Source organism: Bacteroides pyogenes (genome assembly GCF_014196225.1).
GTDB classification, from domain to species: domain Bacteria; phylum Bacteroidota; class Bacteroidia; order Bacteroidales; family Bacteroidaceae; genus Bacteroides; species Bacteroides pyogenes_A.
The window spans coordinates 195134-214562 of sequence record NZ_JACIDI010000004.1 but is presented as its reverse complement, the minus strand read 5'-3'; the positions used below and the strand labels follow the sequence as shown (position 1 = coordinate 214562).

The 19429-nt window shown below is 51.5% G+C and carries 12 protein-coding genes; 6 read left to right on the top strand and 6 right to left on the bottom strand.

Annotated features, from left to right (window positions below):
- Positions 1-10 precede the first annotated feature (10 nt).
- From GGR07_RS04235 to GGR07_RS04220, 4 genes are read left to right on the top strand one after another with little or no spacing between them, the layout of a single operon-like run.
- The gene (locus GGR07_RS04235) at positions 11-1213 is read left to right on the top strand and encodes a DNA/RNA non-specific endonuclease (protein ID WP_081724027.1); all 1203 of its coding nucleotides are present in this window, start codon (positions 11-13) and stop codon (positions 1211-1213) included.
- A gap of 13 nt (positions 1214-1226) precedes the next feature.
- A complete protein-coding gene (locus GGR07_RS04230) occupies positions 1227-2258 on the top strand; it encodes an endonuclease/exonuclease/phosphatase family protein (RefSeq protein ID WP_021647357.1) in 1032 nt (343 codons plus the stop codon).
- A gap of 15 nt (positions 2259-2273) precedes the next feature.
- On the top strand, positions 2274-5021 hold the full coding sequence (locus GGR07_RS04225; RefSeq protein ID WP_021647358.1) for a carboxypeptidase-like regulatory domain-containing protein: 2748 nt from the start codon (positions 2274-2276) through the stop codon (positions 5019-5021).
- Between the two features lie 22 nt (positions 5022-5043).
- A complete protein-coding gene (locus GGR07_RS04220) occupies positions 5044-6036 on the top strand; it encodes a DUF5689 domain-containing protein (protein WP_034543047.1) in 993 nt (330 codons plus the stop codon).
- 599 nt (positions 6037-6635) lie between these two features.
- Here the strand turns inward: GGR07_RS04220 and GGR07_RS04215 are convergent.
- The 5 genes from GGR07_RS04215 to prfB form a co-directional block, all read right to left on the bottom strand.
- Positions 6636-9191 (bottom strand): outer membrane beta-barrel family protein, encoded by a 2556-nt coding sequence (locus tag GGR07_RS04215; RefSeq protein ID WP_034543085.1) that lies wholly within the window; start codon positions 9189-9191, stop codon positions 6636-6638.
- A gap of 571 nt (positions 9192-9762) precedes the next feature.
- Positions 9763-11058, bottom strand: a complete 1296-nt coding sequence (locus tag GGR07_RS04210) for an MgtC/SapB family protein (RefSeq protein WP_034543053.1) — start codon at positions 11056-11058, stop codon at positions 9763-9765.
- Between the two features lie 51 nt (positions 11059-11109).
- The gene (locus GGR07_RS04205) at positions 11110-11577 is read right to left on the bottom strand and encodes a CYTH domain-containing protein (RefSeq protein WP_034543087.1); all 468 of its coding nucleotides are present in this window, start codon (positions 11575-11577) and stop codon (positions 11110-11112) included.
- 86 nt (positions 11578-11663) lie between these two features.
- Positions 11664-11798, bottom strand: a complete 135-nt coding sequence (locus GGR07_RS13870) for a hypothetical protein (RefSeq protein WP_021647366.1) — start codon at positions 11796-11798, stop codon at positions 11664-11666.
- Positions 11799-11955: 157 nt separating this feature from the next.
- Positions 11956-13060, bottom strand: a protein-coding gene (gene prfB / locus GGR07_RS04200; protein WP_122056472.1) for a peptide chain release factor 2 whose coding sequence is annotated in 2 segments (ribosomal slippage) — positions 11956-12996 and positions 12998-13060 — 1104 coding nt in all. Because the reading frame shifts where the segments join, the coding sequence is not laid out codon by codon here.
- An 86-nt stretch (positions 13061-13146) separates the two neighbouring features.
- Here prfB and GGR07_RS04195 point away from each other — a divergent pair.
- Entirely contained in the window at positions 13147-16065 is a 2919-nt protein-coding gene (locus GGR07_RS04195; protein ID WP_034543055.1) for a M16 family metallopeptidase, read from the top strand.
- Positions 16066-16423: 358 nt separating this feature from the next.
- Here GGR07_RS04195 and GGR07_RS04190 read toward each other — a convergent pair whose 3' ends face one another.
- Entirely contained in the window at positions 16424-18229 is a 1806-nt protein-coding gene (locus tag GGR07_RS04190; RefSeq protein WP_034543057.1) for an AMP-dependent synthetase/ligase, read from the bottom strand.
- A gap of 110 nt (positions 18230-18339) precedes the next feature.
- Between GGR07_RS04190 and GGR07_RS04185 the strand changes: the two genes are divergently transcribed.
- Positions 18340-19407: a M20 family metallo-hydrolase gene (locus tag GGR07_RS04185; RefSeq protein ID WP_021647372.1), complete on the top strand. Its 1068-nt coding sequence runs from the start codon at positions 18340-18342 to the stop codon at positions 19405-19407.
- Positions 19408-19429 lie beyond the last annotated feature (22 nt).

Genomic DNA, 19429 nt, shown 5'->3' with positions numbered 1-19429 from the left:
TCCCGTATTAATGAAAAGATTCTCAAACAAATATAGCTTGCTCTACAACTTCGGTTTACCGGGTGTTTTCTTTCTCTGCCTCTATTTCTACGGCTGCGACAAAGGAAGTTCGGGCGACTCTCCCAAGCTGCCGAATGAGGCCCGCTGGAAGATATCGTCTACCGTAAACTCGGCCAAAGGTTCGCTTGCGCTGCTCATCACAGGAACAGCGGGAACCGCATGGAGTGCGGAGATAACCGAAGGAAGCGCATGGTGCTCGTTCGGATACAACGACGCCACCCTCACCGCGACAAAAGGAACGGTGAAGGAGGGGCTCAACGTGTTGTACGTATATTATACCACGAATAACGGAGGGGAAGAGCGCGAAGCAAAAGTCACTTTCCGGTTCGACGGGGAGGAAGCGCAAACTTTCCCCCTGACACAGCTGGCCTCTTCGCAGCAGAACCTGCCCGCTTTCGGCTTGTGGGCGGAAATTCCCGCCATGAGGGAAAATGCCGACTATCAGTACGTGACTCATTACGTTTCGCTGGACAACAAAAGGGTGCGGAACTATTCGCTTTGCTTCGACAAGAGCAAGAAAGCGGCTTTGTGGGTGGCTTACCCCATACATGCCGCTTATATGCGCACCGGCAAACGCACGGACGCATGGGCGTTCGACCCCATCATACCGGAAGATGTGCAGGCAAACTGCATCGAACGTTCGTACCGCGGATCCTACGACCGGGGACACCAGATAGCCTCAGCCGACCGTTTGAGCACCTACGAAATGAACGCGCAGACTTTCTATATGTCGAATATGACTCCGCAAACCAGCCGCCTGAATCAGGACATGTGGGCGCAACTGGAGGCTAAAGTCCGCAACAACAAATGTTCGGATACGTTGTACGTGGTAACGGGCGCTCACTTCGCACAGGGATATTCGACAACAACAGACGGCATAGGTAAACCGGTTCCGGTTCCCACGCATTACTACAAATTGCTGCTGCGCACCAAAACGGGAAAGACCGGGAAAGCGATCAAGGACTGTTCGGAACTGGAATTGCAGTCTATCGGATTCTGGGTGGAACACCGGTCGTACGGAAACATCCAGCCTCCACGTTCCATCTGCACCACGGTAGCGGACATCGAAGCCAAAACAGGCTTCAAGTTCTTCCCGCAAGTGCCGGAATCTGTGAAAAAACAAAAAGAACCCGCCAAATGGGGAATAAACTAATGAGCCGTTGCGTATGAAAAAGATATTATTAACCCTTGTGCTCCTCGCGTTTCTGACTTCGTTCAACTTCGCTCAGAAACCCTACAAGATCGTATTCTACAACCTCGAGAACTTATTCGATACCATCAACGACCCGGAGGTTCTCGATGATGAATTTACCCCGGAAGGAGCAAAAAGATGGAACACTGCGAAGTATAACAAGAAACTCGGCAATATAGAGCGCGTGCTCTTCGACATTGCCGCCGTGAACAAAGATTATCCGGCCGTGATCGGTGTAGCCGAAATTGAGAACCGGACGGTGCTGGAAGATCTGATAGCGACTCCGAAACTCATTCCGGGCAACTACCGGATCGTTCACTTCGATTCGCCCGACGCGCGCGGAGTAGACGTGGCTTTCTTCTACCGCCCCGATGTGTTCAAGATTCAAGGACAAAAACCTTTCAAGGCGGATATTCCCGAACCTGAGTTCAGAACACGCGACATCCTGTCGATGTGGGGAACGATAGACGGAGAACCCTTCTTCTTTATGGTGGCTCACTGGCCTTCGCGACTGGGAGGGAAAGAAGCGTCGGAATCGAAACGCATGGCGGTGGCACGGCAGATGCGGCACATTGCCGACTCGGTGAGGCGTGAAAACCCCGCCACGAAAGTGGTGATGATGGGCGACTTCAACGACGACCCTACCGACAAAAGCATAGCCGAAGGACTGGGAGCCAAATACAAGATAAAAGACTTGAAGCAGGGCGACTTCTACAACCCGTATGCCGAAATGCTGAAAGCCGGATACGGAACATTGGCTTATTCGGATTCGTGGAACATCTTCGACAACATCGTTGTTTCGGACAATCTGGTGACGGGCGGAACCCACACGCTGAAGCTGCAACGCGCGCGCGGTTCGAAATACTACGGAAACATCTTCCACGCGCACTACATGGAGCAGAAAGAGGGGCAGTTCAAGGGATACCCTCTGCGCACCTTCGTAGGCGATAACTTTCAGGGCGGCTTCAGCGACCACTTCCCCGTATATATCTATGTAGGCAAATAAAATAAATTAGTGCATATGAAAATCAAAACAATCCTCTTCGTGGTATTTTCTTTGATGGCATTCGCCGTTTTCGCACAAGACCGAGGCGGTATCAAAGGTAAAGTCGTATCCCGCACGACACGCAATGCCATAGAAGGCGTAAAGGTGACGTTAACGCCGGGAAACGTCACTGCCCGTACCGACGCGACGGGAAATTTCCTGTTCGAACATCTGGCAAAAGGTGAATATAACCTTACGTTCGAGACGGCGGATTTCGAATCGCTCACCTTGGCCGTACGCGTAGACAGGCTGGTAAGGGACTTGAATCAGGTAATCTTAGTGCCCGAAAGCACGCAAACGCCTATCGACGATGCGGTGTTCGCGGAGTTCGACATGGAATCGGCAGGCGACGCGCAAGTGTTGCCCTCTTCGCTTTCGGCTTCGAAAGACGTGTTCAACAACATCGCTTCCTATAAATTCAGCGAGATGCGCTTCAATAACCGGGGCTACGATTCGCAATACTCCGATGTATCGGTGAACGGAATCCGGATGAACGACGCCATGACGGGTTATACTCCCTGGTCGCTATGGGGCGGGCTGAACGACGCTACGCGCAACCAAGAAGTGACTTCGGGGCTGAACATGGGAGCCGCCGGAATAGGCGGGATTGGCGGAACGACCAACATCAACACGCGAGCTTCGCAGATCCGCAAAGGATTCCGGGCAAGCGTGGTGAACGCGAACTCGATGTACCGCTTCCGTGGCATGCTGACTTACGCGTCGGGGAAAAAAGACAACGGATGGTCGTACGCCTTATCGGTATCCACCCGACAGGGAGGAAACGACTATGTACGGGGAGTTTACTACAACGCATTCGGGTATTTCGCAGCCATCGAAAAGCAGTTCGACGACCGCCATCGCCTGGCGCTATCGGTGCTCGGCGCACCGACCGAACGCGGAGCGCAACAGGCTTCTACGCAAGAAGCGTATGACTTGGTGGGAAACAACTATTACAACCCGAACTGGGGATGGCTGAACGGCAAACGGGTGAACGCGCGCGTGCGCAACTACCACGAGCCGATTGCCATGCTGAACTATACGTTCGACATCGACGAACGCTCGCAACTGAACGTGGCGACTTCTTTCCGCTTCGGACGGAACGGCTACTCCGCGCTGACGTGGTACGGAGGCCCCGACCCTCGCCCCGACTATTACCGCAATTTGCCGAGCTTCTACCCCAACACGTATGTAGGCGCTCATTTATACGAAGCTTGGATGGCGAATACGGACAACATCCGCCACATCGATTGGGAAAACCTGTACAACATCAACCGGAACCAACCGGTAAATCCTCTTTACGGGACGGGACGCCGCTCTATCAACATGGTGGAAGAGCGTCACGCCGACCAGCTGGACTGGAACCTTCACACACAGTTCTCTCACTTGTTCCGCGACAACTCGAAAGTGAAAGGCGGACTGAGCCTGCGTCGCAACCGCACGGAGTATTACAGCAAAGTGAAAGACTTGTTGGGAGGCGATTACTGGATAGACATAGATAAGTTTGCCGAACGGGACATGGGCGGCCTCGACCCGGTGAAGTATCAGAACAACATGGATTATTACGCCAAGCACGGACATGCGCAAGCCGTGAAGAAAGGCGACAAGTACGGATACGACTACTACGGCAACATCATAGATGGCCGCGCATGGGTAGACTACAACATCGCCAGCGGAAACTTCGGCGTGAACATGGGCGCGGAAGTGGGACACACGACTTTATGGAGACACGGAATCTGGAAGAAAGGGCTGTTTCCCGACAACTCGCAGGGCGACTCGAAGAAAAAGAACTTCCTGACCTACAAGTGGAAGGCAAACTTCAGCTACAAGCTCTCGGCGGGACACTCGCTCAACGCCAACCTCTTCTATATGGAGAACGCGCCTTCGTTCCAGTCGTCTTTCGTATCGCCGCGTACCCGCAACGACATAACTCCGGGACTGACGCTCGAAAAAGTGTTCGGAGCCGACGCTTCGTATAACCTGCGCATAGGAGACATGAAAGCCCGCATCTCCGGCTACTACACCAAATTCATGGATCAGTCGAAAGTGCTGTCTTACTACGACGACGTGGCAATGACGTTCTCCAACTTCGCCATCAGCGGCATCGAGAAACAGCATTTCGGACTTGAAGCCGCCGCCACGGTGCCTCTGTATGCAGGGCTTTCGCTGAACGGAGCCGTAAGCTGGGGACAGTTTACCTACGACAACAATCCGGACTTCGTGCAGATTCAGGACAACAGCGGCGTGGTGAAGAATGAAGGAAAGGTGTACTGGAAAAACTTCCGCGTGGAGAGCACGCCGCAGACGGCTATGAACATCGGTCTGTCGTACCGCGGACGGAGAAACTTCTTCGCTTCTGTGGACCTGAACTATTACAACAACATGTATTTGTCGATGAGTCCGCTCTACCGTACCGACGCCGTACTGACACCGGGCATGACGGCGGAAGACATCATCAGCATACGCAAGCAGGAGAAGTTCGACAAGGCTCACGTGCTCAACGCAAGCGTAGGCAAGAACTGGTACATCCGCCGCGCGTATACGCTCGGGTTCAGCCTCGAAGTGAAGAACCTGCTGAACGACCAGGACATCAAGACCGGCGGATACGAACAGATACGCCTGCTGAAGAATAAGGAGGAAGCGTATCAGAAGTACCAGCCGTTCGACTCGAAGTATTTCTACATGTTCGGTACTACCTACTACATGAATGTTTATCTCCGTTTCTAAGGATAAGTAAAAAAGGACAATTATGAACAAGATATTGAAACTATGTATGATTATAGCGGCGGGGCTGAGCATAAGCAGTTGCTATAACGAGTTTGAAGAGCCGGCTCCCGCCAAAGTCTGGACCAAGGCGGACTTTGCCGGAAGCAAATACATCTCTATCAGGGATCTCAAGCAACTCTTCTATGCGGCGCACGGAAACTCCGCCGCCAGTCTGGGGAAAACGCTTGAGATAACGGAAGATTACGTAATCGGCGGACGGGTGATTTCGAGCGACCAAGCCGGCAATGTGTACAAGTCGGTGTACATCTACGACGACGCGTCCGAATCGGCCATCGAGCTGAAACTGATGGTGAGTAACTATGTGTCTTTCCCTGTGGGGCAGATGGTATTTGTGAAAGCCAAAGGACTTGCTGTCGGCAATTACCGGTATATGCTGAGCGTGGGCGGCATGCCTACAAAGGATGATATTGCGAAAGGCTATGCCAACAGAAACATCGAACAGTCTCTTTTCGTGAATCGCCATATCTTTAAAGGCGAGATAGTGAAACCGACCGCAGCCGATACGCTTGTGGTAACGGCAGACAACTACAAAACGAAGCTGAACGACGACGCGTTGGGCCGCCTCGTGCGTTTCGAAGGACTGACTTATAAGGAAGGAATATTCGACAAAGACAGGTATCCGCAATATCTGGAGACGCTCTACCCGAAGGGATCCACCACGGCGCAATACACCAATAAGTATTACGTCGAAGAGGGGTTGCCGCCCACATACGCATACAGCTACAACGGCGCCCACTACTACGGTTCTTCGGTGTTCGGCTATGAAGGTACGGACATGGATAGCGGCAACTATATCGTGCGCGTAAGCGGATATGCCAACTTCGCGCTCCATCCGCTTCCGACGAACGGAGCAAAAGGAGATATTACGGCTATCTATACGAAATATTCCTCAAAAAGCGGCGGGTTCGTGAAATACCAACTGCTGATCAACAGTTTCGACGACATCCGCTTCTGAAGGCAGAAAGCGTCTGCTTTACACGGACAAATAAAGATTACTTGCCAAAGAAGTATCTCGCGTTTGCCTGAAAGAAAGAAGCTGTAAAAACTCAAATGCAACGAAGACAAACTTCCGGTCTGAAACCGGATATCTTCGGTTGCTGTAAGAATAGCCCTGTTACTACTTCAGCATGAAGTTTGATGGTTTTGATGAAGCTGATTCCCGGTCGCTTCGCAAAACTTTCATTAAGGACGTAGCCTAATGCAAAAACACAAAGTGTGGCTATCAGATATACAGATTTGAGACAAGTATATTTATAAAACAACCGCTATCAAAGGGATGGAGTTCTCTTTGATAGCGGTTTTGTCTTACAAATGATAGCGAATTTTAGACTCAGTTTCATTATGACATACCTTCTTGAGGGTTTTGATGAAGCTGATTTCCGGTCGCTCCGCAAAACTTTCATTACCTCTCTTACAATCCGCCACCTTTCCGGCTGTGCGCGATTTAGTTTAGCAGTTATGTGCATATACGAACTTACCCAAGAATACGTTAATGTTGGTAAACTTGGGTAAGACTTTACAGATATTGTTTGGCGAAATACTTCCCCGCAACGGTCAGCGTTGTCCGCCGCCATCGTTGTTCCCGCCGCTTTTCACATCGTCGTTGGTAATGCTGCGCGCTGTTTTCTTCACGCTCGCCTGCAATTTGCCCATCCGGTAGCCGATGGTGAACCCGAAACGGCGGTCAGGATAGCGGTATGAGTTACGCGACAAGAAGTTGACTCCCTCCGTACGATTGGTATAAGTCCGGTATTCTTGAAGGAAGTTGTTGCAAAAAACATTCAGCGTCAGGCGGTCTTCCTTCAGGAAAGAACGGGTGAGCGACAGACTGTAGTAATTGTATCCCGACCCTCTGCCTTGCAGGTTGATGTAGGGCGTACTTCCTCCCGCGTTCAGGCTCGCGCGCAACTTCAGAGGGAAAGTATGCTGAATGCCCGAATGGAAAGAGCCCGTCCAACCGTAGTTGTGCAAACCCTGCGCAGGGCTTCTCATATCATTGTAGCTTCCGTAAGCGTTCAGGTAGAAGCGTGTCTTGGGAGAAAGGTTCCAGTTGAAGTAAAGGCTCAACCCCGTGTCCCTGCTTTTCCCGATGTTGGCGTATGTGCTGTACAAAGCGCCCCGGGGCGCCAGATGCGTGGGATCGTTGTCGAATATCTCTCCTTCGGGAGCGGTAATCAAACGGGTTACATTCTGTATGCCGTTGTTGTTGAACGAGTGGTTAAGCGACAGGTTGATGTTGAGCTTCGGTCCGAAACTGCTGTAGGAGAATTGGAAAAAGTGGCTTTTCTCGCTCTTCAGGTCGGAATTTCCCTGACTGATGAACATGGGGTTCTGATTGTTGAAATACGGATTCAGGCTCCAGATTCCGGGCCGCCAGATACGCAGATTGTAGGCCAATCGCAGGTTCTGCGTCTTCCCCACCTTCATGCCGAGCATCACGGAAGGCACGATATCGCTGAAATCGGCACGGAAATCCTCACCGGGACCTACGAGATACTTCACCCGCTGTATGGTCTGTTCGTAGCGCAACCCCGGCTTGAAAGAGAAGTCTTTGTACTTCAGCGTATACCCCCCATAAGCCGAAATGATGTGGTTCAGGTGGCGGTAATCGCTGCTGCGCGAATCGCTGTACACGTAATCCTCGTTTCCCCCGACGGCCTCGAACAGATTGTTTTCGCTCGCATTCCGCCGATAGATGTATTTCACTCCCCCTTCCACCGTATGCATCTTGGCGATGGGCGTCGTGTAGTCGACTTGGAAGGTATGTTCCGTAGTACCCGTACTTCCATCCGAACGGACGTTTGTCAGTTGCAGGCGTTTGATCAGTTCTTCCCTCTGCGCTTCGGGAAATATATCCAGATAAACATTGTAATAATCGTTCCCTCGGGGTTCCATGCTCGTTTTATAAGAAAGGGTGAGCATCCGCTCTTTGTTTCTGCGCGAAACGCGCTGGTAATCCACGCTCCCGTCGATCGAGTACCACGAATACTTTCCCGAATGATCGGTACGGAAGCGGTAGGCAACATCTTGATGATTGGCTCCGTACATCACGGTCTGACTGCTTCCGGGAAACTTGTTTTTGCCTCCATACATGCCGAAATTGACAGAGAGCAACCTCAACGTGTCTATTTCGTAGCTCGCTTCCAGATTCCCGTAAAGGAAATTCCCTTTCGACTTATTGGAGCCTTCGGATATCAGATATTTCTCCGTATCCGATTCATAGTTTTCGCGATAACTTTCCGAGTAGCTGCGCGGGTTGTTGTGGTAATTGAGGTTATAGTTGACAGCCATTGTAAGTTTGCCCCGCTTTATCATCCCATAACGGCTGATTCCCCATCCGTTGTTGGTGACTCTTCCGTTGACGGTTGCCGTATAGCCTTCGAATCCTCCGGAAACGGTCACGATGTTCAGCACTCCTCCTACGCCCTCGGCATCGTACTTGGCTCCGGGCGAAGTAATCACCTCGATGTGCTTGATGGTATTGGCAGGCATGCTCTTCAACACCTCTTTGGGGTTGGCGCTCATCATATTGTTCGGCTTCCCGTTCACGTGTATCTTGAATTTGCTGCTGCCGTTCACCTGAATGTTATCTTCACCGTCTACGGTCACCATCGGCACTTTGCGCAACATCTCTATCACGGTGTTCGACTTCGAGTCGGGATCGTCTTCCACATTGTAGGCAATCTTGTCTACCTCCACCTTCACCAGCGGCTTCTGCGCCACGACCTCCACCCCGCCGAGTTCTTTGGTGGCCTCCGATGTATACAGAGTACCCAAATCGACGTTCTTCTCCTTCTCGGTGAGCACGAACTCCTTCCGCGCGGTTGTCTTGCCGATAGAGGAAAGAGTGATGAGGTAAGTGCCGGGCATGGCGGTCATCTTCTCCTGAAACTTCCCGTTCGCTCCCGTGACAGCCATTTTCACCACCTTGTCGGGCATGTTTTTATTCACGATCCGGATGGTCGCGTATGGTTCTCCCTCATGCGTAAGCGAATCCACAAGCACTCCTTTCACCGTGTACGTGTGAATGGCCGCCTGTTGCGCAAAGCTATCGGATGAGATAAAGAAAAAGAAACATAAAAGCAGCAATAGTAGCAGTCTGTTTTTCATGATAAAATATATTTGGTTGCATTTCATACCGATGCCGCCAATATCGGCAAACCGGCTCTGTCGGCTCCAAAAATAGTTGATTTTCTTTTTATTACAAGTTTATGTGTCGTTAAAAAAAGGGAAAACACCTCAACAAAACTGCAAAACGCCGGAGGAGACAACTACCGGAAACTGTTTGTGTACATGGCAGACGCTGCAAAGAAACGGCAAAACGCCGGAGGAGATAACTACCGAAAACTGTTCGTGTACATGGCAGGCGCTGCAAAGAAACGGCAAAATGCCGGAGGCAACCGGTTTCTCCCCTCTCGAACAAGGCCCGATGAGCGGGGAGTATGCTTCCGCCGTAACGGACATATATGCTTGCCGCGGTGTCCATATATACTCACCGTGGTAGCCATATATACTCACCACGGTAGCCATATATACTCACCACGGTAGCCATATATACTCACCACGGTAGCCATATATACTCACCGACGCTAACCATATATGTCTACCTCAACGCCGAAACGTACCCGCAAAATCAGAGAAACAACTGCCGGATAACAGGAACGTTTCGCCGTTCTTATGATCAGAGATAAAAGAAACAAAGCAGCAGCAGGTTCGCACCTATCACCGTGCCGAATCCGCCAAGAATCCAAGGACGCAGTTTGCTCCCTCTGCCGGCGAAGAACAGGGCGTAGCACATATTCACCAGCATGCTGCTGACAATAGCCTGCATGCAGCAAGCCGCAATAATCAGAATCGTTACGCCCCCTGTACCTTGCAACAGGTTCAGGATAAACGGAGTAATATCGCTGAATCCGGAAATGAATGAAAGGAGCTGCAACCCTCCCGTGCCCGCATACACCAGCGTATAATGGGTTAGAACGGTAAAGACCACAAAAAGTACGGAAAAGATCAACGCTACCTTAAACTCCAAGGGGTTACTGCTGTCTTCCTCTTCTTCACCATCTACTCCGGCAATATCTCCATTCTGCCGCCGCGAATGGATGAACCACGCCGCCGAAGCGGCTACTGCCGACATGATGAGGAGATAAGGATAAATGACGAGAAAAGCCTCCCGGTTGAAAATCAATATGAGAATCAGAAAACGCAAAAACATCATACTGATAGCCAACAACATGGCGGCAACGTATTCGGTCGCTTTTTGTCCCGAAACTTTCCGACTCCTGCGCGCCAGCACGGAGATGGTGGCGGTGCTGCTGTACAGTCCGCCCAGAATGCCCACGACAAGCACTCCAGATTTGCGGAATACATACCGCTTAAGCAAATAGGAAAGGTAGGAAATGCCCGAAACCACCACCGTTGCCAACCAGATGGAATAAGGGGTGAGGCATATGCCCGGAATGATGTCGGTGTCGGGAAGCATCGGCAGAATAATGCCGCTGATGGCAAGGAACTTTGCCAGCGTTATCATTTCGTCGCTTTTCATACGCTGGGCAAGCTCGGTAAAGGTATGCTTCAGCTCGGTGAGCAAAAGAACGGTGACCACTATCAGCACATAGAACCACGAGGGCTGGGTGGCTACGATGGGAGCGATGCAGTAAGTGATGAGGGCGATAATGATGGTAGTGACCCCGAAAACGTTGAATTTCGACTGTTTGACGTAATAGTTCATCCCCAGCAGCATGCCCAGAACGGCGCCGCCGCCCATAAACAGCCTGAGCCCCGAAGGGTCGAGTATATAAAGCAGATAACCGAGAATGCCGATGAAAGTAAATGTACGGTCGGTTCCGAAGAGCGTCGTTTCCCCTTCGCGCTTGAGGCTGATGCGCCGTTGGGACAGCCCGATAAGAAGAGAAAAGAGGGTTACCAACACGAAAGTGACGAACTCCTGAGGCAAATAATCGTATAGTTTCTCCATACCATCTCGTTTTTAAGTACGGAGACAAATATAGGGTTTATTTGGCAATAATCACCAAGTCTTGTACGGATTCTTCATGAGCTGCGAGTTGTAGTAGCGTATGTCTCCGGTCACCTCCTCGTCGATGAAGGAGGGCTTTACAAACGCTTCTTCTTCCGATCCGAGTTCGACCTCCGCAAGAATCAGCCCTTCGTTGTCGCCATGAAACTCGTCGACTTCGAAAACGTGAGGCCCGCTACGCACCAGATAGCGTGTCTTGTCGATCATGCCCGCTTCGCAAAGCTGCATCAGCTCGACGGCTTCGGACAAAGGCAATTCTTTCTCCCACTCGTAGCGGCTGGCGCCCGAAGCGTTGGAAGCTCCCTTGATGGTGAGATAACCCTTCCCTTCTCGGATACGAACGCGCACCGTGCGGCCGGAGGAGGCGCAGATATACCCTTGCGTAATCCTGTCGTGAGCGAAAGCCTGCGACTTGAACTCACCGGAAACCAAAAACTTACGTTCTATTTCTTGTGCCATAACGGTATGCATAGAAGCAAAAACAACAGAGGATATGGATGCCTGTCGCAAATGCGCACAATCCTTCCATATCCCCTGTAGCTGTTTTATCCGAGGAAGGAGAACGATATCATCAGAAGCAATGCCAGAATAAGCAATGCGATAAAAATTATTTTCATCACTTTCCGCGCCTGTTCTTCTTCCTTCTTGCTGCGTGCTCTTTTCTTTTTGCTTTTACCCATAATACATCAGCTTTAAAGTTCAACGCTAACAAAGTAAAAACAAATCCATAAACTTTCCAAAAATAACTCCTTCTTTTTTCAAACCTTGCTTACAGCCCGTCAGGCAGTTCGTTATGATTACGAGCATGCAAGCTGCGAAAGCATCGGGCGAAAAGCGTTATTCGGAACTCATCAGGTAAGCTTTGATAAAGTCGTCGATCTTGCCATCCATCACTCCGTTCACATCCGAAGTCTGATGATTGGTGCGGTGATCCTTCACCCGGCGGTCGTCGAACACGTAGCTCCGTATCTGAGATCCCCACTCGATCTTCTTCTTTCCCGCCTCTACCTTTGCCTGCTCCGCCATGCGGTGTTGCAGCTCCTTATCGTACAAGATGGAGCGGAGTTGGCGCATAGCGTTCTCGCGGTTCTTCGGCTGGTCGCGCGTCTCGGTATTTTCAATCAGGATTTCTTCTTCCTCCCCGGTGTACGGGTCTTTGTATTGATAGCGCAGACGAACGCCCGACTCCACCTTATTCACGTTCTGTCCGCCGGCTCCGCCGCTTCGGAACGTGTCCCACGAAATACGTGCAGGCTCGATGCTCACCTCAATGCTGTCGTCTACCAACGGGGTGACGAATACCGAAGCGAACGAAGTCATACGCTTTCCCTGCGCGTTGTACGGAGAGACACGCACCAGCCGGTGCACCCCGTTCTCCCCTTTCAGGTAGCCGTAGGCGAAATCTCCTTCGATGTTGATGGTACAGGTCTTGATGCCCGCCTCGTCTCCTTCCTGAAGGTTGGCGATGGTGGCTTTATATCCGTTTGTTTCGGCATAGCGGAGATACATACGCATCAGCATCGACGCCCAGTCCTGACTCTCCGTGCCTCCGGCTCCGGAATTAATCTTCAGCACACAGTCCATCTGGTCGGCCTCTTCGCGGAGCATATTCTTGAGTTCCAACGCTTCCACTGCCGCGCTTGCCTTCGCATAAGCGGCATCCACTTCGTCCTCCGTCACCAACTCCTCCTTACAGAAATCGAAAGCCAGAGCCAGTTCGTCGGCCAGTGTACGCACTTCGTTGTAACCGTCTATCCATTTTTGCAGGTCTTTCACCAGCTTCATCTGAGCTTCGGCCTTCTTCTGGTCGTCCCAAAAGCCGGGAGCCTGCGTCCTCAATTGTTCTTCTTCGACTTGAATTTTCTTCCCGTCGATGTCAAAGATACCTCCTCAGCGCATCCGTGCGCTCTTTCACGTCTTTAAGTTGCTCGATAGTGATCATTGTATATCATTTTTTTTTGATTTGCCGGGCAAAGATAAGGAAAAATCCGCTACCTTTGTTTCTGTTACCTAAATGTTATCGCTATTATGAATAAACTTTTCAAACAATCATGCCTGTCGCTTTTTCTTTTGTTAGCAGCGGGCGCATGTACTTCATCGGGAAAGTACGACTATGAAACAGTTCCCAACGATCCGCTGAAAGCCCGCATCTACACGCTGGACAACGGATTGAAAGTTTATCTGACGGTCAACAAAGAAACTCCCCGTATCCAAACCTATATCGCCGTACGGGTAGGAGGAAAGAACGACCCCGCCGAAACCACCGGACTTGCCCACTACTTCGAGCACCTGATGTTTAAAGGAACCCGGCAGTTCGGCACGCAGAACTATGAAGCCGAAAAGCCGTTGCTCGACGAAATAGAACGGCAGTTCGAGATCTACCGCAAAACGAAAGACGAGGCAGAGCGCAAAGCCATATACCGCGTCATAGACAGTCTTTCGTACGAAGCCTCCAAGCATGCCATCCCCAACGAGTACGACAAGCTGATGACCGCCATCGGATCTACCGGAACGAATGCCTACACATGGTACGACCAGACCGTGTATCAGGAAGACATTCCGTCGAACCAAGTAGAAAACTGGGCGAAAATTCAGGCCGACCGCTTCGGAAACAACGTGATACGCGGATTCCATACCGAACTGGAAACCGTGTATGAAGAGAAAAACATGTCGCTCACGCGAGACATGAGCAAGGTACAGGAAGCAATCTTCTCCTCGCTTTTCCCCAAGCACCCCTACGGCACGCAAACCGTACTGGGCACGCAGGACGACTTGAAGAACCCCTCGATTACGAACATCAAGAACTATTACAAACAATGGTACGTGCCCAACAACATGGCAATCTGCATGTCGGGCGATCTGGATCCGGAAGCTACCATCGCCATTATCGACAAGTATTTCGGGGAGATGAAGCCGAACCCCGAACTGCCTGCGCTCAACCTTCCTAAAGAGGAACCCATCAACGAGCCTGTCGTCCGGGAGGTGTTGGGGCTGGATGCCGAGATGGTGGCGCTGGCATGGAGATTCCCCGGAGTTTCCGATAAAGAGTACGAGACCATGCAGGTCATCTCACGTGTTTTGTACAACGGGAAAGCAGGGCTCATCGACCTGGACCTGAACCAGCAGCAAAAAGTGCTGACCGGATACGGATACTTAATGGGGCTGAGCGATTACTCCGCGCTGATTCTGGGCGGAAGGCCCAAACAAGGGCAGACGCTGGAAGAGGTCAGAGACCTGATGCTGAAAGAGATAGAGAAACTGCGCATGGGAGATTTCGACGAAAAAATGTTGGAGGCCAACATCAACAACCTGAAGCTGTATGAACTGCAAAGAATGGAGAACAACGACGGTCGGGCCGACATGTTCGTCAGATCGTTCATCAACGGGACTTCGTGGAGCGACGAAGTGACAGCCCTCGACCGCATGGCTAAACTGACCAAAACGGATATCGTCGATTTTGCCGGCAAATATCTCAAAGACACCAACTATGCCATCGTATACAAAAAGCAAGGAAAAGACCCGAACGAGAAAAAGATGGCCAAACCCGAAATCACTCCGATCGTAGCCAATCGAGACACGGCAAGCGCTTTCCTGAAAGAGATACAAGAAAGCAAAGCGAAACCCATCGAACCCGTATTCCTCGACTTCGAGAAAGACATGGACCGCCTGAAGGCGAAATCGGACATTCAGGTGCTTTACAAACAGAATACGGTGAACGACCTCTTCCGGCTCATCTATGTATTCGACATGGGCAACAATCACGACAAAGCGTTGGGAACGGCCTTCGATTATCTGGAATATCTGGGAACTTCCGAACTCACCGCCGAACAAGTGAAGAGCGAGTTCTACCGGCTTGCCTGCAACTTCTCGGTAATGCCGGGCAACGAACGCACCTATGTCATGCTGTCGGGGCTTAACGAGAACATGCCGGCTGCCATGAAGCTGTTCGAAGCACTGCTGGCTGACGCACAAGTGAACAAAGAAGCCTACACCAATCTGGCGGCGGATATTCTGAAAGCACGGACCGACGCTAAGCTGAACCAACGGCAGAACTTCACGCGCCTGATGAATTATGCCCAATACGGACCGCAGTCGCCCTCCACTCACATGCTATCAAAAGAAGAATTGGAGAAGATGGATCCTCAGGAACTGGTCGACCGCATTCACAGGCAGAACAGTTACAAGCACCGTATCTTATACTACGGGCCGAGCAGCAAAAAAGACCTGCTGAGCACCATCGACCAGTATCACCGCGTGCCGGAAACGCTCCTCGACATACCGCAGGGCAACGAATTCCCGTATCTCGCCACTCCGGAGACGAAGATACTGATCGCTCCCTACGAGGCGAAGCAGATTTACATGGCGCAGGTATCGAATATGGAAAAGAAGTTCGAACCGGAATTCGAACCGTCGCGCGAGCTCTACAACGAGTATTTCGGCGGCGGAATGAACTCCATCGTATTTCAGGAAATGCGCGAAACGCGCAGCCTGGCATATTCGGCATGGGCTTCGCTGAACCAGCCCAGATACCTGAAGTATCCTTATACGATATATACGCAGATCGCTACGCAGAACGACAAGATGATGGATGCAATCCGTACGTTCAACGAGATAATGAACCAAATGCCCGAGTCGGAGACAGCTTTCAAACTGGCAAAAGACGGGCTGATAAACCGCTTGCGCACAGACCGCATCATCAAAATGGACATTATCTGGAGCTACATCAACGCGCAAGACCTCGGCATGGACAAGGACAGCCGCATCAAGCTGTATAACGATGTGCAGAAAATGACTTTGAAAGACGTTGTGGAGTTTCAGAAGCAATGGGTGAAAGGACGTAACTATGTGTACTGTATCTTGGGCGACAAGAAAGAGCTGGATATGGAAAAACTGAAGGAAGTAGGTCCTGTGGTAGAGCTTACTCAGGAGCAAATATTCGGATACTAACCGAGAAGGCAACCGCAAACCGGGGTCTCCGCAAAGCCATAGCTGCAAAACGTTTCGTTTGTACGCCGGGCATTGCGGAGACCCCGCTGTGTTATCGGCCTCCGGCGAAGCAGCAGGCGGCGGAGCAATAAAGGGCGATTGCCTGCCGCAGGTTGCCGCCACGCCGAACAGAAAGCAATCACAGGACATAAAAACAGAAGCTCTGCCGCGAAACGTCAGAGCTTCTGTTTAAGCCAAACGGAGCCTCCGGCGGAACAAAACAGAGCCTCTGACGAAACAGAGGATTATTCCGGAAATCCGCAGGCAATACGTTCATCCGCAAAGGCTTCGCGTCTCACGGACGTACCGCCCGCACCCACTATTCCTCATACATCTTGTCGATAATGTCCTTATAGTTCTGGGCAATCACGGCACGTTTCAGCTTCAATGTATTCGTAAGCTCTCCGCGCTCCATGCTGAACGGCTCGGGAAGGAGCGTAAACCGCTTGATCTGCTCGTAATGGGCAAAATGCTGCTGCAACGTGTCGATACGCATGTCGTACAGTCTCTGAATGGCAGGATGCCGCAGAAGTTCTTCCATGTCTTTATATTCGACACCCTTTTTCGCCGCATACTCTTTGAGCAAGCCGTATACGGGAACAATGAGCGCGGAAACAAACTTGCGCTGGTCGGCGATAAGAGCTATCTGGTCGATGTAGCGGTCTATCACGAGTTTGGTTTCGAGCACCTGCGGAGCGATGTACTTCCCGTTCGATGTCTTGAAAAGGTCTTTGATGCGTTCCGTCAGGAAGAGCTCCCCGTTCTTGATATACCCGGCGTCGCCCGTATGGAACCATCCGTCGGCGTCGATGGCCTTAGCCGTCACGTCGGGCTTTTTGTAATACCCTTTGGTGATACTCTTGCCGCGCAGCAGGATCTCATTATCCTTGCCTATCTTCACTTCCAGACCGGGCAGGGGAACGCCCACCGAACCGATTTCGTAACCTACGGGCAGCGTGCACGAAACGGTGGCGGTAGATTCCGTCAGCCCGTAGCCGACAATCATGTTGATTCCTACCGAGCGTACGAACTCATTGATCTCATCGGGCACTGCCGCACCGGCTGTAGGAAAGAAGTTCCCGTTTTCGATACCGATGGTTTTCTTCAGCAACGAGTAGATGGTCTTTTCGTAAAACTTATATTTCAGCTGGTTCATCACGGGCGGTGTCTTTCCGAAACGAAGATACTCCAGATTGTGCACCCTGCCCACTTTGAGGGCATCGAGCATCAGCGCCTTCTTCAATCCCGTAGTTTCCCGTATTTTCTCCTGCACGCCGTCGTAAACCTTTTCCCAGAAGCGAGGCACACCGCACATCACAGTGGGGCGGATTTCTTTAATGGTGGTTTGAATATCCGTCGGCCGCAGATTGATGCATATCTGCACTCCCTTGTGGATGCAGAGGTAGCACCACGCTTTCTCGAAGACGTGCGTCAGAGGCAGGAAGTTCATCGACACGTCCTTATCGGACATCGTGGTGAGACGCTCGTCGTGGGCGCGAAACTGCTCGAGATAGCACGAGTGATGCAACATCACCCCTTTAGGCTCTCCGGTAGTGCCCGATGTATAGAGGATATTCGCAAGGTCGTCATACGAAGACCTCGACGTACGGTCTTCTACCGCGGCATTGTGAGGAAGCCCTTCGCCCATCGCCATGAACTCATCGAAGTAGAGCGACGAAACGTCGCGCGGATCTTTCACAACCGAGCGGTCGAAAATAATCAGCTGCTTCAACGACGGACAAAGGCCGAATATGCTGAAAGCAGCGTCGTACTGGAACTGCTCGCCTACAAAAAGGAAGCGGATGTGCGCGTCGTTGATCATATATTGCGCCTGAACGGGAGAGCTCGTGGCGTAGAAAGGAACCGTTACGGCGCGGTTGGCGAATGCCGCAAAATCGACATAAAACCACTCGGGCTTGTTCTGCGAGAAGATACCGATATTCTCTTCTTCTTCCACTCCCATCGCCACCATCGCGTTGGCGGCTTTCCGTACGGTTTCGGAAAACAGATTCCACGAAACGGGAATCCATTGTGCTGTCTCGTAGTCGCGGTATTTCAAAGCTACCTTTTCGCCATACTTTTCGGCGCGACGATGAACCAAGACAGATAGATGATGATAAGTCATACTCATTCTATTTAAATATTGCTGCAAAGGTATTGGTTTTATTTCAAACTATTGCTCAAAAGAACTATCTTTGTGCAAATATTAAAATGAATCTAAAGTAAACCGACCGAATGAAATATGATATTTCGTCTATGACGGCAGAAGCCGTCGGACTTCTCAAATCGCTGATCGGCATACCCTCCGTCAGCCGTGAAGAAACGCAGGCGGCAGACTTTCTGCAAAATTACATCGAGGCGGAAGGCATGCAGACCGGACGCAGGGGAAACAACGTGTGGTGCCTCAGTCCGATGTTCGACCTGAAGAAACCGACCATCCTGCTCAACTCCCACATCGACACGGTGAAGCCCGTGAACGGATGGAGGAAAGACCCGTTCGTCCCGCGCGAAGAAAACGGGAAGCTCTACGGGCTGGGCAGCAACGACGCCGGAGCGAGCGTGGTTGCTCTGCTGCAAGTTTTCTTCCGGCTCTGCCGCAGTGCGCAGAGCTACAACTCGATTTACCTGGCTTCCTGCGAAGAAGAGGTTTCGGGCAAAGACGGCATAGAAAGCGTACTGCCGGGACTTCCTCCCATTGCTTTGGGCGTGGTGGGCGAGCCTACCGGGATGCACCCCGCCATCGCCGAGAAGGGGCTGATGGTGCTCGACGTCACAGCCGTGGGAAAAGCGGGGCATGCCGCGCGGGATGAAGGAGACAACGCCATTTACAAAGTATTGGACGACATCAGGTGGTTTCGCGACTACCGGTTCGAAAAGGAGTCTCCCCTGCTGGGGGCGGTGAAGATGAGCGTTACAGGCATCAGTGCGGGCACGCAGCACAACGTGATTCCGGATCGATGTACGTTCGTGGTAGACATCCGCAGCAACGAGCTCTATTCCAACGAAGAGATATTCGACGAGGTGCTGAAGCACATCGCCTGCGATGCCAAGCCCCGTTCTTTCCGCCTCAACTCCTCGCGGATAGACGAGAAGCACCCCTTTGTACAGCGCGCCGTGGCGGCGGGGCGTGTTCCTTTCGGCTCTCCCACGCTCTCCGATCAGGCGCTGATGACATTCCCTTCGGTGAAGATGGGACCGGGACGCTCTTCGCGCTCTCATACCGCCGAAGAATACATCGTGCTGAAAGAAATCGAAGAAGCCATCGGGATTTATTTAGAGATTTTGGACGGATTACAATTGTAAACGTGCGGATTATGAAATTCTT

Coding starts and splice junctions, on each gene's coding strand:
- GGR07_RS04235 (WP_081724027.1), top strand. CDS start 11: ATGAAAAGATTCTCAAACAAATATAGCTTGCTCTACAACTTCGGTTTA.
- GGR07_RS04225 (WP_021647358.1), top strand. CDS start 2,274: ATGAAAATCAAAACAATCCTCTTCGTGGTATTTTCTTTGATGGCATTC.
- GGR07_RS04205 (WP_034543087.1), bottom strand. CDS start 11,577: ATGGCACAAGAAATAGAACGTAAGTTTTTGGTTTCCGGTGAGTTCAAG.
- GGR07_RS04190 (WP_034543057.1), bottom strand. CDS start 18,229: ATGACTTATCATCATCTATCTGTCTTGGTTCATCGTCGCGCCGAAAAG.
- GGR07_RS04195 (WP_034543055.1), top strand. CDS start 13,147: ATGAATAAACTTTTCAAACAATCATGCCTGTCGCTTTTTCTTTTGTTA.
- GGR07_RS04215 (WP_034543085.1), bottom strand. CDS start 9,191: ATGAAAAACAGACTGCTACTATTGCTGCTTTTATGTTTCTTTTTCTTT.
- GGR07_RS04220 (WP_034543047.1), top strand. CDS start 5,044: ATGAACAAGATATTGAAACTATGTATGATTATAGCGGCGGGGCTGAGC.
- GGR07_RS04185 (WP_021647372.1), top strand. CDS start 18,340: ATGAAATATGATATTTCGTCTATGACGGCAGAAGCCGTCGGACTTCTC.
- GGR07_RS04230 (WP_021647357.1), top strand. CDS start 1,227: ATGAAAAAGATATTATTAACCCTTGTGCTCCTCGCGTTTCTGACTTCG.
- GGR07_RS04210 (WP_034543053.1), bottom strand. CDS start 11,058: ATGGAGAAACTATACGATTATTTGCCTCAGGAGTTCGTCACTTTCGTG.
- GGR07_RS13870 (WP_021647366.1), bottom strand. CDS start 11,798: ATGGGTAAAAGCAAAAAGAAAAGAGCACGCAGCAAGAAGGAAGAAGAA.